Below are 13,568 nucleotides of genomic sequence, written 5' to 3' on the forward strand. Positions count from 1 at the left end.
AACAATGCCTCTCTCGCTACTCATATTGGCCTTGAGCGCCTTCGCCATCGGTACCACCGAGTTCGTCATCATGGGCTTGCTGCCCAACGTCGCGGCGGACCTTGGTGTGTCGATCCCCGGTGCCGGCTGGCTGGTGACCGGTTACGCCCTGGGCGTGGCGATCGGTGCGCCGTTCATGGCGCTGGCCACCGCCAGGCTGCCACGCAAGGCCGCACTGGTGGCGTTGATGGGCATATTCATTGTCGGCAACCTGCTCTGCGCAGTGGCTGGCGACTACAACGTGCTTATGTTTGCCCGTGTGGTCACAGCACTGTGCCATGGCGCCTTCTTCGGTATCGGTTCGGTGGTCGCCGCGGGCCTGGTGCCTGCGAACAAACGTGCTTCGGCTGTGGCCCTGATGTTCACCGGCCTGACCCTGGCCAACGTACTCGGCGTACCGCTGGGTACCGCGCTCGGTCAGGAAGCCGGGTGGCGCTCGACCTTCTGGGCGGTAACCGTGATCGGCGTAATCGCACTGATCGGCCTGATCCGCTTCCTGCCGGCAAAGCGCGACGAAGAAAAACTCGACATGCGTGCTGAATTGGCCGCGCTCAAGGGTGCCGGAATCTGGTTGTCGCTGAGCATGACCGCACTGTTCGCCGCCTCGGTGTTCACGCTGTTCACCTACGTCGCACCGTTGCTGGGTGAAGTCACCGGCGTCTCGCCCCGTGGCGTGACCTGGACCCTGATGTTGATCGGCCTGGGCCTGACGGTCGGCAACATCATCGGCGGCAAGATGGCCGACAAAGGCCTGGCGGCAACCCTGATCGGCGTCTTCATCGCCATGGCTGTGATCTCCACCGTCCTGACCTGGACCAGCGTCGCGCTGATCCCGACCGAAATCACCCTGTTCCTTTGGGCCACTGCGTGTTTCGCCGCAGTGCCTGCCCTGCAAGTGAACGTCGTGACCTTTGGCAAAGCGGCTCCGAACCTGGTGTCGACCCTGAATATCGGTGCATTCAACGTCGGCAATGCGTTGGGTGCCTGGGTCGGCGGCAGCGTGATCGCCCACGGTTTCGGACTGACCAGCGTGCCGCTCGCAGCGGCTGTTTTGGCGGTACTCGCCCTGCTGGTGACCCTGATTACGTTCCGTCAGAGCGGTAATCCCGATCTGGCTCCTGCTACCAACTGATCAACCATTACCTCACGAGGGTTGCATTACATGACGACTATTTTCGATCCGATCAAACTGGGCGACCTCGAGTTGGCCAACCGCATCATCATGGCGCCGCTGACCCGTTGCCGCGCCGATGAAGGTCGAGTACCAAACGCACTGATGGCCGAGTACTACGTACAACGTGCTTCCGCTGGCCTGATTCTCAGCGAAGCCACGTCGGTCACACCCATGGGCGTCGGCTACCCGGACACCCCGGGCATCTGGTCCAACGATCAAGTACGTGGCTGGTCCAACGTGACCAAGGCCATCCACGGCGCAGGCGGCAAGATTTTCCTGCAACTGTGGCACGTCGGCCGGGTTTCGCATCCGACGTACCTGAATGGTAAAGCACCGGTTGCACCCAGCGCCATCCAGCCAAAAGGCCACGTCAGCCTGGTGCGTCCGCTGGCGGACTACCCTACCCCACGCGCACTGGAAACCGCTGAAATCGCCGACATCGTCGACGCTTATCGCGTGGGTGCTGAAAACGCCAAGGCTGCTGGTTTTGATGGCGTGGAGATTCACGGCGCCAACGGTTACCTGCTTGACCAGTTCCTGCAAAGCAGCACCAACCAGCGCACCGACAATTACGGCGGCTCCCTGGAAAACCGTGCACGCCTGCTGCTGGAAGTGACCGACGCGGCGATCGAAGTCTGGGGCGCCGGTCGCGTGGGCGTGCATTTGTCTCCACGCGCCGACTCCCATGACATGGGCGACGACAACCTGGCTGAAACTTTCACTTACGTTGCTCGTGAACTCGGCAAGCGTGGCATCGCCTTCATTTGCTCACGCGAGAAAGAAGGCGCTGACAGCCTCGGCCCACAATTGAAAGCAGCTTTCGCAGGCCCGTACATTGCCAACGAACGCTTCACCAAGGACAGCGCCAACGAATGGCTGGCCAGTGGCAAGGCCGATGCGGTCGCATTCGGTGTGCCGTTCATCGCCAATCCGGATTTGCCGGCGCGCTTGAAAGCCGATGCGCCGCTTAACGAAGCGCGGCCGGAGCTGTTTTATGCGAAGGGGCCGGTTGGTTATATCGACTACCCGACGCTGTAATCAGTCATCCTGGAAATGCAAAAGCCCCGACTCGAAAGAGCAGGGGCTTTTTGTTATTTGAAAACAATATTATGGCTTTGAAACCATCCCCTACGGGGACCGCGAAAAGGACTTGCTCACAGACTCGACACAAAACTCCTACAAATTACTGAGCTCGCAACCTGTCAACGGGCCGAGTGTAAGTATATAAAAGCAGCCCATTGTCGAAGGGCACGTGAAGAACAGTTCATTTACGGTCTCGACGGTTGACACACAATACGTCGATTACGCATGTTCCTTCATTTACACAAACTGGGGCTCAAACGCAGCATGTCCAGCCCTGTATCGGCCCAACGCTCGGCTTCGGTGTGCAGTTCAAAGCTGTCGGGGGCCAGCAACCACTGGTACAGGATGCCGTCGATGTATGCATGCAGGCTGATCGCCGCACGGGCAGTGTCGAGGTTTTCCGGCAATTGCCCACGATTGACTGCATTACCCAGGGCCACGCCAATGCGCACGTTGCAGTCGAGGCTGGCTGTCACGCGCTGTTGGCGCAGGTCGCACATTTCATCGGTGAATTCGCACTTATGAAACAGAATTTCGTTGATGCGTCGGGTTTTCGGGTCCAGCGCAATTTGATGAAACAAATGAACCAGCAGCTTTCGCATGCACCCCAGGGGATCGAGCTCATCTTCGCTCTCACTGGCCTTGGCCATTTCCTCCAGCGGCTCATGCAAGGTATCGAGCATGGCCTGCACCAGGTCCGCCTTGTTGCTGAAATGCCAGTAGATGGCACCGCGAGTGACACCGGCGAGGGTTGCGATGTCCGCCAGCGTGGTACGCGCCACACCCCGTTCGAAAAAGGCCTTCTCCGCCGCCACGAGAATCTGGGCACGGGTTTCCTGAGCTTCTTCTTTGGTACGACGGACCATGGCAGTACAACCTCAATCAGGGTGCTTCAGCGATGTCTGAATATCTGCTGAAAAAGAGTGGGGCGAGCGTTCTTGAGTCTCGTCCCCGGCCTACAATTCGAACCTTTCCACGGCCACTGTAACGATATGTGTACACAGCCAAGGTATTTACAAACAACCATGTACGTAAGTATATTCCTTAGCAAGCTACTTATCCACTCGGCACCCATTTTTTAAACCTTCCACCTTTCTTGTGCGCACCTTGCGCGCCTGACCCGAGGATTTTCATGCAATTCAAGCCAGCTGTTACCGCTCTGGTCGCCGCCGTCGCCCTGGCATCGCTACTCAGCGGATGCAAAAAGGAAGAGGCAGCACCAGCCGCACCGCCCCCTCAGGTCGGAGTCGTAACCCTGCAACCGCAAAGTTTCACCCTGACGTCTGATCTGCCGGGGCGCACCAGCGCATTCCGCATGGCCGAAGTTCGCCCTCAGGTCAACGGCATCATTCTCAAGCGCCTGTTCAAGGAAGGCAGCGACGTCAAGGCCGGCCAGCAGCTGTATCAGATCGATCCGTCGGTCTATGAAGCGACACTGAAAAGCGCTGAAGCCAACCTGCGTTCGACCAAGTCGGTCTCCGACCGCTACCAGCAACTGGTCAACGAGCAAGCTGTCAGTCGTCAGGAATACGACACCGCCGTGGCCAACCGCCTGCAATCGGAAGCCGCGCTGCAAACCGCCCAGATCAACGTGCGCTACACCAAGGTCTACGCACCGCTGAGCGGTCGCATCGGGCGCTCTTCGGTGACCGAAGGCGCATTGGTCAGCAATGCCCAGGTCGACGCGATGGCGGTCATCCAGCAACTCGACCCGATCTACGTCGACGTGACGCAGTCCTCGGTCGAAATGCTGCAATTGCGCCGCGAACTGGAAAGTGGTCGTCTGCAAAAGGCCGGTGACAATGCCGCAACGGTCAAGCTGACCCTTGAGGACGGCAGCCAGTACAAGCTGGACGGCAAGCTGGAGTTCTCCGAAGTTTCGGTTGACCAGACCACCGGTTCCGTCACCCTGCGCGCCGTGTTTCCGAACCCTGACCACACCCTGCTGCCGGGCATGTTCGTACACGCCAAACTGCAAGCCGGCGTGAACAGCGCGGCGATCCTGGCGCCACAGCAAGGTGTGACCCGCGACCTCAAGGGCACGCCGACCGCAATGGTTGTCGGCCCGGACAACAAGGTCCAACTGCGTCAGCTCAAGGCCAACCGCACCGTCGGCAACCAATGGCTGATCGAAGACGGCCTGAAGGCTGGCGATCGCCTGATCACCGAAGGCCTGCAATTCGTCAAACCCGGCATCGAAGTCAACGCCAGGGAAGCGACCAACGTAGCCACAAAAAACCCGGCCCCCGCACAGGCAGCTGACAAGGCTTCCAGCGGCAAAGGGGAGTAACCCATGTCGAAATTTTTTATCGACCGTCCGATTTTCGCCTGGGTAATTGCCCTGGTGATCATGCTGGTCGGGGCACTATCGATCCTCCGGTTGCCGATCAACCAATACCCGAGCATTGCGCCTCCGGCGATTGCGATCTCCGTAGCCTACCCGGGCGCTTCGGCGCAAACCGTGCAGGACACCGTGGTTCAGGTGATCGAGCAACAACTCAACGGTATCGACAACCTGCGTTATGTCTCGTCGGAAAGTAACTCCGACGGCACCATGACCATTACCGCGACCTTCGAGCAAGGCACCAACTCCGACACCGCACAGGTTCAGGTACAGAACAAACTGAACCTGGCCACCCCGCTGCTGCCGCAGGAAGTGCAGCAACAGGGTATCCGCGTGACCAAGGCAGTGAAGAACTTCCTGCTGGTGATCGGCGTGGTGTCGCGTGACGGCAGCATGACCAAGGACGACCTGTCCAACTACATCGTGTCGAACATGCAGGACCCGATCTCACGGACCGCCGGTGTCGGCGACTTCCAGGTGTTCGGTTCGCAGTACGCCATGCGTATCTGGCTCGACCCGGCCAAGTTGAACAACTTCAACCTGACCCCGATCGACGTCAAGACCGCCATCGCCGCACAGAACGTGCAGGTGTCTTCCGGTCAGCTCGGCGGTTTGCCGGCCCTGCCCGGCACACAGCTGAACGCGACGATCATCGGCAAGACCCGCCTGCAGACCGCCGAACAATTCGACAAGATCCTGCTCAAGGTCAACAAGGACGGGTCGCAAGTTCGTTTGAAAGATGTCGCCGAAGTCGGCCTGGGCGGTGAGAACTACAGCATCAATGCCCAGTTCAACGGCGCTCCGGCGTCCGGTCTGGCGGTGAAACTGGCCACCGGCGCCAACGCCCTCGACACCGCAAAAGCCCTGCGCACGACCATCGACAGCCTCAAGCCGTTCTTCCCGGAAGGGATGGAAGTGGTATTCCCGTACGACACCACCCCGGTGGTGACCGAATCGATCAAAGGCGTGGTTCACACCCTGGTCGAAGCGGTCGCGCTGGTGTTCCTGGTGATGTTCCTGTTCCTGCAGAACTTCCGCGCCACCATTATCACCACGATGACCGTGCCGGTGGTATTGCTCGGTACGTTCGGGATCCTCGCGGCGGCCGGTTTCAGCATCAACACCCTGACCATGTTTGGTATGGTATTGGCCATCGGCTTGCTGGTGGACGACGCCATCGTCGTGGTGGAAAACGTCGAACGGGTGATGAGCGAAGAAGGCCTGTCACCCAAGGAAGCCACCAAGAAATCCATGGGCCAGATCCAGGGTGCACTGGTCGGTATTGCCCTGGTACTGTCGGCGGTTCTGCTGCCGATGGCGTTCTTCAGCGGTTCCACCGGCGTGATCTACAAGCAGTTCTCGATCACCATCGTCTCGGCCATGGCCCTGTCGGTCCTGGTTGCACTGATCTTCACCCCGGCACTCTGCGCCACCATGCTCAAGCCGATTGCCAAAGGCGAACATGGCACCCCGAAACGCGGCTTCTTCGGCTGGTTCAACCGCAATTTCGACCGCGGTGTCAGAAGCTACGAGCGCGGTGTGGGCAGTATGCTCAAGCACAAGGCACCGTACCTGTTGGCGTACCTGCTGATCGTCGTCGGCATGATCTGGCTGTTCACCCGCATTCCAACGGCGTTCCTGCCGGAAGAAGACCAGGGCGTACTGTTTGCCCAGGTGCAAACCCCAGCCGGTTCGACGGCCCAGCGTACCCAGGTGGTCGTGGACGAAATGCGCGAATTCCTGCTGCGTCCGGGCAAGGATGGCGGTGAAGGCGATGCGGTGAACTCGGTGTTTACCGTGACCGGCTTCAACTTCGCCGGCCGTGGCCAGAGCTCGGGTATGGCGTTCATCATGCTTCGCCCGTGGGATGAACGTAACGCCGACAACAACGTGTTCAAGGTCGCGGCCCGTGCCCAGCAGCACTTCTTCACCTTCCGTGACGCCATGGTGTTTGCCTTCGCGCCACCGGCGGTACTGGAACTGGGGAACGCCACCGGTTTCGACGTGTTCCTCCAGGACCGCGCTGGTATCGGTCACGAAAAATTGATGGAAGCGCGCAACCAGTTCCTCGGCATGGCGGCGCAAAGCAAGATCCTGTCGCAGGTCCGTCCGAACGGCCTGAACGACGAACCGCAATACCAGCTGGAAATCGATGACGAGAAGGCCAGCGCGTTGGGCGTGACCATCGCTGACATCAACAACACCTTGTCGATTGCCTTGGGCAGTAGCTACGTCAACGACTTCATCGACCGCGGTCGGGTGAAGAAGGTTTACGTGCAAGGCCAGCCCGGTGCTCGCATGAGCCCTGAAGACCTGCAGAAGTGGTACGTGCGCAACAGCACCGGGACCATGGTGCCGTTCTCGGCGTTCGCCAAGGGCGAGTGGATCTACGGTTCGCCGAAACTGGCCCGTTACAACGGCGTCGAAGCGATGGAAATCCTCGGCGCCCCGGCTCCGGGATACTCCACCGGTGAAGCCATGGCCGAAGTTGAAGCCATTGCCAAGAAACTGCCGGCCGGTGTCGGTATTTCCTGGACCGGCCTGTCGTACGAGGAACGTCTGTCCGGCTCGCAAGCGCCAGCGTTGTATGCCCTGTCGCTGCTGATGGTGTTCCTGTGTCTGGCGGCGCTGTATGAAAGCTGGTCGATTCCGATCGCGGTGATGTTGGTTGTTCCGCTGGGGATCATTGGTGCGCTCATGGCCACCAGCCTGCGCGGTCTGTCCAACGACGTGTACTTCCAGGTGGGCCTGTTGACGACTATCGGTCTGGCGGCGAAAAACGCCATTCTGATTGTCGAATTCGCCAAGGAGCTGCATGAACAAGGGCGCAGCCTGCGCGATGCAGCGATCGAAGCCTGCCGGATGCGTCTGCGGCCGATCATCATGACCTCGCTGGCGTTCGTCCTCGGTGTGGTTCCGCTGGCGATCTCCACGGGCGCCGGTTCCGGTAGCCAGCATGCAATCGGTACCGGTGTGATTGGCGGTATGATCACGGCTACCGTGCTGGCAATCTACTGGGTCCCACTGTTCTTCGTCACTGTGTCTGCCATGGGTCAGCGTAAAAACGTCGACCAGGATGACGCTACTGAAACTCCTAAAGAGGCTGGCTAATGAGCAAGTCGCTACTCTCCCTGGCAGTTGCCGCGTTCGTGCTCGGTGGCTGCTCGCTGATACCTGACTATCAGCAGCCGGACGCTCCGGTGGCGGGCCAATACCCTGAAGGGCCGGCGTATTCGCCGGCCCAGGCTCCCGCTCAGGCCGCTGCCGAACAAGGCTGGAAGCAGTTTTTCCATGACCCGGCATTGCAACAGCTGATTCAGATCTCGCTGGAAAACAACCGTGACTTACGCGTCGCTGCCTTGAACATCGATGCCTTTGCGGCGCAGTACCGCATCTCCCGGGCCGATCTGTTCCCGGCGGTTTCGGCCAACGGCACCGGCAGCCGCCAGCGGGTTCCGGCCGACGCTTCGCAGACAGGTGAATCCGGCATCACCAGTTCCTACTCGGCGACTGTGGGTGTCAGTGCCTACGAACTCGACCTGTTTGGTCGCGTTCGCAGCCTGAACGAAGAAGCGCTGCAAAAGTACTTCGCCACCGAAGAAGGTCGCCGCAGCACCCAGATCAGCCTGGTGGCCAGCGTAGCCAACGCCTACCTGACCTGGCAGGCCGACAAGGAACTGCTGAAGCTGACCCAGGACACCCTCGCTGCATTCGAGGAGAGCTATAAGCTCACCGCCCGCAGCAATGAAGTCGGCGTCGCTTCGGCCCTGGACCTGGCGCAATCGCGCACCTCGGTGGAAAACGCCCGTGCGCAACTGGCCAAGTACACCCGCCAGGTCGCCCAGGACGAGAACAGCCTGGTGCTGTTGCTCGGCACCAGCATTCCAGCCAACCTGCAAGCGGCCAAACCGCTGAACGACGATCTGCTGAGCGACGTTCCGCCTGGCCTGCCATCGGACCTGCTGCAACGTCGTCCGGACATCCTCCAGGCCGAATACAACCTGAAGGCCGCCAACGCCAACATCGGCGCGGCGCGGGCTGCGTTTTTCCCGAGCATCAGCCTGACGGCCAACGCAGGCACCTTGAGCCCGGACCTGTCCGGTCTGTTCAACGGTGGTTCGGGGACCTGGCTGTTCCAGCCGCAGATCAACCTGCCGATCTTCAACGCCGGCAGCCTGCGTGCCAGCCTGGATTACTCGAAAATCCAGAAAGACATCGGCGTGGCGAATTACGAGAAGTCCATTCAAACGGCCTTCCAGGAAGTCGCCGACGGCCTGGCCGCGCGCCAGACCTACGTCCAGCAGTTGCAGGCACAGAAAGATTTCGTCAGTGCCAACCAGGACTACTACCGCCTGGCCGAGCGTCGTTACCGCATCGGTGTCGACAGCAACCTGACCTTCCTCGATGCCCAGCGTCAGCTGTTCAGCGCGCAACAAGTGCTGATCACTGACCGTCTGGCGCAGCTGGTCAGCCAGGTCAATCTGTACAAGGCCTTGGGCGGTGGCTGGAACGAACAAACGGCGAAGAACGAGCCGTTGAAAAAAGAAGCGCCGGAGTTGAAGTTGTTCTGATAGCGCTGTGAAAACACGAAGCCCACCGATTGGTGGGCTTTTTGTTGGTTAAAATTAATAGATCGCAGCCTTCGGCAGCTCCTACGCGGACATTCGCGTTCCCTTGTAGGAGCTGCCGAAGGCTGCGATCTTTTGCCGTTCGATAATCGCCCAAAACCCAATCTTAGCAATTGAACCATCCAGTACATTTCCCACACCATCCGAACCACAAAACCAAAAACAACAGGTTCGACACCATGCCCCCGCGCCCCGCCCTCTCCGGCTGATCCGCTTCGCTTGTCCTGATCGACTGTTCGTCTGCAACCCCGGGTTGCGGCATCGCCCCGTTTCACCCCAAAGAATTAGAGAGACCCAACCCCATGAAGCCTTCTCCTGCGCAGTATTTCGTTCCCGGCCTGATCGCCATTGCCGTGGCCAGCGCGACCCTGCCTGCCCATGCCGAGGAACCGGGTTTTGTCGAAGGCGCCAAGGTCAACCTGAACCTGCGCAACTTCTACCTCAACCGCAACTTCACCAACCCGACCAAGGCCCAGGGCAAGGCTGAGGAGTGGACGCAAAGTTTCATCCTCGATGCCAAGTCCGGATTCACTCAAGGCATCGTCGGGTTTGGCATGGATGTGCTGGGGTTGTACTCGGTAAAGCTTGATGGCGGCAAGGGCACTGGCGGAACGCAACTGCTGCCGCTCGATAGCGATGGTCGCCCGGCAGACAACTTCGGCCGCACCAACGTCGCGTTCAAGGCCAGGCTGTCGCAGACTGAAGCGAAGGTCGGCGAATGGATGCCGGTGCTGCCTATCCTGCGCTCGGATGATGGTCGCTCGCTGCCGCAAACCTTCCGTGGCGGCCAGATCACCTCGAAGGAGATCAATGGCCTGACGCTCTACGGCGGCCAGTTCCGGCAGAACAGCCCGCGTGACGACAGCAGCATGGGCGACATGTCGATGACCGGCAAAGCCGCGTTCACGTCCGACCGTTTCAACTTCCAGGGCGGCGAGTACGTGTTCAACGACAAGCGCACCCAGATCGGTCTGTGGAACGCTGAACTCAAGGACATCTACAGCCAGCAATACGTCAATCTGATCCACAGCCAGCCCCTTGGCGACTGGACCCTGGGCGCCAACCTTGGCTACTTCTACGGCAAGGAAGACGGCAGCGCCCGGGCCGGCGATCTGGACAACAAGACCTGGTCCGGGATGCTCTCGGCAAAATACGGTAGCAACACCTTTTATGTCGGCCTGCAAAAACTCACCGGAGACAGCGCCTGGATGCGCGTCAACGGCACCAGCGGCGGGACGCTGGCCAACGACAGCTACAACTCCAGCTACGACAATGCCCAGGAAAAATCCTGGCAAGTACGCCACGACTACAACTTCGCCGGCGTCGGCGCGCCGGGCCTGACCCTGATGAACCGCTACATCAGCGGTGACAACGTGCACACCGGCACCATCACCGATGGCAGGGAATGGGGACGTGAATCGGAACTGGGCTACACCGTGCAAAGCGGTGCGCTGAAGGACTTGAACGTGAAGTGGCGCAACTCGACCATGCGCCGGGACTACAGCAACAACGAGTTCGATGAAAACCGCGTGATCGTCAGCTATCCGATCAGTTTGCTTTAACTACCAGCACTGCCATTTCTGTAGGAGCTGGCTTGCCAGCGAAGTCGGCCTCACCAGTGACGCACAATTCCAGGGCCTCTTCGCCGGCAAGCCGGCTCCTACAGGGATCAGATCACTTACTCCCGCGATTCAACCCCCAACTCATCCCACACTGATTCCGCCAGGTGGAACGTCGCATTGGCTGCCGGAATCCCGCAGTAGATTGCGCTCTGCATGATCACTTCCTTGATCTCGCCACGGCTGACGCCGTTGTTGGCGGCGGCGCGCAGGTGCAATTTGAGTTCGCCCTCGCGGTTCATGCCGATCAGCATGGCAATGGTGATCAGGCTGCGAGTGTGGCGCGGCAGGCCTGGTCGGGTCCAGATATCACCCCAGGCGTGGCGGGTGATCATCTCCTGAAACTCCGAGTTGAACTCGGTCAGGGTGGTCAGACTGCGGTCGACGTGGGCGTCGCCCAGCACCGCGCGACGGACTTCCATACCTTCGTCGTAACGTTGTTTTTCGTCCACGGAAAATCCCTCACTGAGCCGACAGGAACGTCAGCACGCGTTCGCTGAATGCGTCGCCTGCCTGGACGTTGGACAAATGCGCGGCGTAAAACTCGGCGTACTCGGCACCCGGCACGTGTTCCTGAATGAAGTGGCCGCCGGACGGTGGCGTCACGGCGTCTTCGGTGCCCGCGATGACCAGCAGCGGCGCCTTGATCGACGACAATTGCTCGCGGAAATCGGCATCGCGCACGGCTGCACAGTTGGCTGCATAACCCTGTGGGGAAGTGGCCGCGAGCATGTCGGTAATCTGCTTGGCCGCCGCCGGGTTGGCTTCGGAGAAGTCCGGGGTGAACCAGCGTGCAATCGATGCATCACGCAGGGCAATCATGGCCGCCTGACCATCGCGCAGCACCATCTCGATGCGCGGGTCCCAGATCGATGGATCGCCAATTTTCGCTGCAGTGTTGCACACGATCAGCTTGTTCAGGCGCTCGCCGGCATTTATGCCCAGCCACTGGCCGATCAACCCGCCCATGGACAGGCCGCAGAAATGTGCGCGCTCGATGTGCAAGGCATCCAGCAGCGCCAGCACGTCGTGACCCAGTTGCTCGATGCTGTACGGCCCCGGTGTCACCAAGGACTGGCCGTGGCCGCGAGTGTCAAAACGCAACACACGAAAATGCTCGGTGAACGCCGGGATTTGCGCGTCCCACATGTGCAGATCGGTGCCCAGAGAGTTGGACAGCACCAGCACCGGCGCGTCGACCGGTCCGTCGAGTTGCGGCCCTTGAATTTGGTAGTGCAGTTCGCCATCGGCGAGTTGAACGAAAGCCACAGCAATCTCCTTCAGGCAGTCAATGCAGAATGTTCAGCCACCGCTCGCTCGACCCAGGTTTTGGCCTGACCGAGATAATGGGCGGGGTCCAGCAGATGATCGAGTTCGGTGGCCGACAACTCGGCAGTCACTTGCGGCTCGTCGCCGAGCACCGCTCGCAGATGACGCTGTTCGGCCACGGCACGTTTGCAGCATTGTTCGAGTAGATGATGTGCGGTATCGCGCCCTACGCGTTGCGCAAGGACGATGCTCACCGCTTCGGCAAGCACCAGGCCTTGGGTCAGGTCGAGGTTGCGCCTCATGCGTTCGGCGTCCACTTCCAGTCCCTGGGCAACCAGCAGCGCTTGTTGCAGGCTGCCGGACACCAGGCAGCAAATCTCCGGCAGGGTTTCCCATTCGGCGTGCCATAAACCGAGGCTGCGCTCGTGCTCTTGCGGCATGGCGCTGAACAGCGTCGAGAGCAAACCGGGAACACGGGTCGCCGCACTAATCAACACCGCCGCGCCCACCGGGTTGCGTTTGTGCGGCATGGTCGAGGAACCGCCCTTGCCCGGTGCCGATGGCTCGAACACTTCGGCGGCTTCGGTCTGCATCAACAGGCTGATGTCGCGGCCCATTTTGCCGAGGCTGCCGGCGATCAGACCCAGAACCGAACCGAACTCCACCACGCGATCGCGCTGGGTGTGCCACGGCTGGTCTGGCAAGGTCAGTTGCAGTTCTTCAGATAGCGCCTGGGCTATCGGCATCGCCTGTTCGCCAAGGGCTGCAAGGGTTCCGGACGCACCGCCAAATTGCAGCACCAACAGGCGCGGCTTGAGTTCCTGCAACCGCTGACGACTGCGGGTCACTGCGCCCAGCCAACCGGCGATTTTCATGCCCAGGGTAACCGGGGTCGCATGTTGCAACCAGGTACGCCCTGCCAGGGGAGTGGCGGCGTAGCGCTGGGCTTGCACCGCGAGGGATTGGCCCAGGTCGGCGAGATCTTTTTCAATCAGTTCCAGCGCTCGGCGCAATTGCAGAACCAGACCACTGTCCATCACATCCTGACTGGTCGCGCCAAGATGCACGTAACGTTCAGCCTCGGCATTGTGCGCAGCGATCTGTTTGCCTAGCGCCTTGACCAACGGAATCGCCGAGTTCCCGGCCGTGGCAATCGCCTCGCCAAGAGCGGCAAAGTCGTAATGTCCGGCGCTGCACGCGGCCTCAATCGGCGCGACAGCACTCACCGGAATCAAGCCAACCCGAGCCTCGGCACGGGCCAGCGCCGCTTCGAAATCGAGCATGGCCTGGACCCGGCCCTGATCGCAGAACACCTCACGCATATCGCGGGCAGTGAAATAGGCATCGAACAATTGATTGCCCGGTCGCTGGTTCATAAACAGTTCCTGAAGGCGCGGGCCTTGCCGACCCGC

At 60.3% G+C, this 13,568-nt stretch carries 10 protein-coding genes; 6 read left to right on the forward strand and 4 right to left on the reverse strand.

Annotated elements, in window-relative coordinates; genetic code table 11:
• The first annotated feature begins 4 nt into the window (after positions 1–4).
• Together QMK58_RS23020 and QMK58_RS23025 are read left to right on the forward strand one after the other, a co-directional pair.
• Positions 5–1,171, forward strand: coding sequence for an MFS transporter (locus QMK58_RS23020; RefSeq protein WP_053155627.1), 1,167 nt, complete (start codon positions 5–7; stop codon positions 1,169–1,171).
• Between the two features lie 30 nt (positions 1,172–1,201).
• A complete protein-coding gene (locus QMK58_RS23025; RefSeq protein ID WP_320395492.1) occupies positions 1,202–2,251 on the forward strand; it encodes an alkene reductase in 1,050 nt (349 codons plus the stop codon).
• Between the two features lie 278 nt (positions 2,252–2,529).
• Here the strand turns inward: QMK58_RS23025 and emhR are convergent, their stop codons facing one another.
• Positions 2,530–3,162: an efflux system transcriptional repressor EmhR gene (gene emhR / locus QMK58_RS23030; protein ID WP_053155623.1), complete on the reverse strand. Its 633-nt coding sequence runs from the start codon at positions 3,160–3,162 to the stop codon at positions 2,530–2,532.
• Positions 3,163–3,428: 266 nt separating this feature from the next.
• Here emhR and QMK58_RS23035 point away from each other — a divergent pair, with 266 nt between their 5' ends.
• The 4 genes from QMK58_RS23035 (at position 3,429) to QMK58_RS23050 (ending at position 10,830) form a co-directional block, all read left to right on the forward strand.
• Positions 3,429–4,586: an efflux RND transporter periplasmic adaptor subunit gene (locus tag QMK58_RS23035; protein ID WP_053155621.1), complete on the forward strand. Its 1,158-nt coding sequence runs from the start codon at positions 3,429–3,431 to the stop codon at positions 4,584–4,586.
• A gap of 3 nt (positions 4,587–4,589) precedes the next feature.
• Positions 4,590–7,751 carry an efflux RND transporter permease subunit EmhB gene (gene emhB, locus QMK58_RS23040; RefSeq protein ID WP_053155619.1) on the forward strand — a complete coding sequence of 1,054 codons (3,162 nt, stop codon included), beginning with the start codon at positions 4,590–4,592 and terminating at the stop codon, positions 7,749–7,751.
• Positions 7,751–9,211: an efflux RND transporter outer membrane subunit EmhC gene (gene emhC / locus QMK58_RS23045; protein WP_053155617.1), complete on the forward strand. Its 1,461-nt coding sequence runs from the start codon at positions 7,751–7,753 to the stop codon at positions 9,209–9,211. The genes emhB and emhC overlap by 1 nt, the downstream gene beginning before the upstream one ends.
• Before the next feature lie 359 nt (positions 9,212–9,570).
• Complete coding sequence (locus tag QMK58_RS23050; RefSeq protein ID WP_053155615.1) at positions 9,571–10,830, forward strand: OprD family porin; 1,260 nt, start codon at positions 9,571–9,573, stop codon at positions 10,828–10,830.
• 116 nt (positions 10,831–10,946) lie between these two features.
• Here the strand turns inward: QMK58_RS23050 and pcaC are convergent, their stop codons facing one another.
• From pcaC to QMK58_RS23065, 3 genes are read right to left on the reverse strand one after another with little or no spacing between them, the layout of a single operon-like run.
• Complete coding sequence (gene pcaC / locus QMK58_RS23055) at positions 10,947–11,339, reverse strand: 4-carboxymuconolactone decarboxylase (protein ID WP_008054163.1); 393 nt, start codon at positions 11,337–11,339, stop codon at positions 10,947–10,949.
• 10 nt (positions 11,340–11,349) lie between these two features.
• The gene (gene pcaD / locus QMK58_RS23060; RefSeq protein WP_053155613.1) at positions 11,350–12,156 is read right to left on the reverse strand and encodes a 3-oxoadipate enol-lactonase; all 807 of its coding nucleotides are present in this window, start codon (positions 12,154–12,156) and stop codon (positions 11,350–11,352) included.
• An 11-nt stretch (positions 12,157–12,167) separates the two neighbouring features.
• Positions 12,168–13,532 (reverse strand): 3-carboxy-cis,cis-muconate cycloisomerase, encoded by a 1,365-nt coding sequence (locus tag QMK58_RS23065; RefSeq protein WP_320395493.1) that lies wholly within the window; start codon positions 13,530–13,532, stop codon positions 12,168–12,170.
• Positions 13,533–13,568: the final 36 nt, after the last annotated feature.

The sequence above is a fragment of the Pseudomonas sp. P8_241 genome (assembly GCF_034008315.1).
Classification (GTDB): domain Bacteria; phylum Pseudomonadota; class Gammaproteobacteria; order Pseudomonadales; family Pseudomonadaceae; genus Aquipseudomonas.

Coding starts and splice junctions, on each gene's coding strand:
- emhB (WP_053155619.1), top strand. CDS start 4,590: ATGTCGAAATTTTTTATCGACCGTCCGATTTTCGCCTGGGTAATTGCC.
- QMK58_RS23020 (WP_053155627.1), top strand. CDS start 5: ATGCCTCTCTCGCTACTCATATTGGCCTTGAGCGCCTTCGCCATCGGT.
- emhC (WP_053155617.1), top strand. CDS start 7,751: ATGAGCAAGTCGCTACTCTCCCTGGCAGTTGCCGCGTTCGTGCTCGGT.
- emhR (WP_053155623.1), bottom strand. CDS start 3,162: ATGGTCCGTCGTACCAAAGAAGAAGCTCAGGAAACCCGTGCCCAGATT.
- QMK58_RS23025 (WP_320395492.1), top strand. CDS start 1,202: ATGACGACTATTTTCGATCCGATCAAACTGGGCGACCTCGAGTTGGCC.
- QMK58_RS23035 (WP_053155621.1), top strand. CDS start 3,429: ATGCAATTCAAGCCAGCTGTTACCGCTCTGGTCGCCGCCGTCGCCCTG.
- QMK58_RS23050 (WP_053155615.1), top strand. CDS start 9,571: ATGAAGCCTTCTCCTGCGCAGTATTTCGTTCCCGGCCTGATCGCCATT.
- QMK58_RS23065 (WP_320395493.1), bottom strand. CDS start 13,532: ATGAACCAGCGACCGGGCAATCAATTGTTCGATGCCTATTTCACTGCC.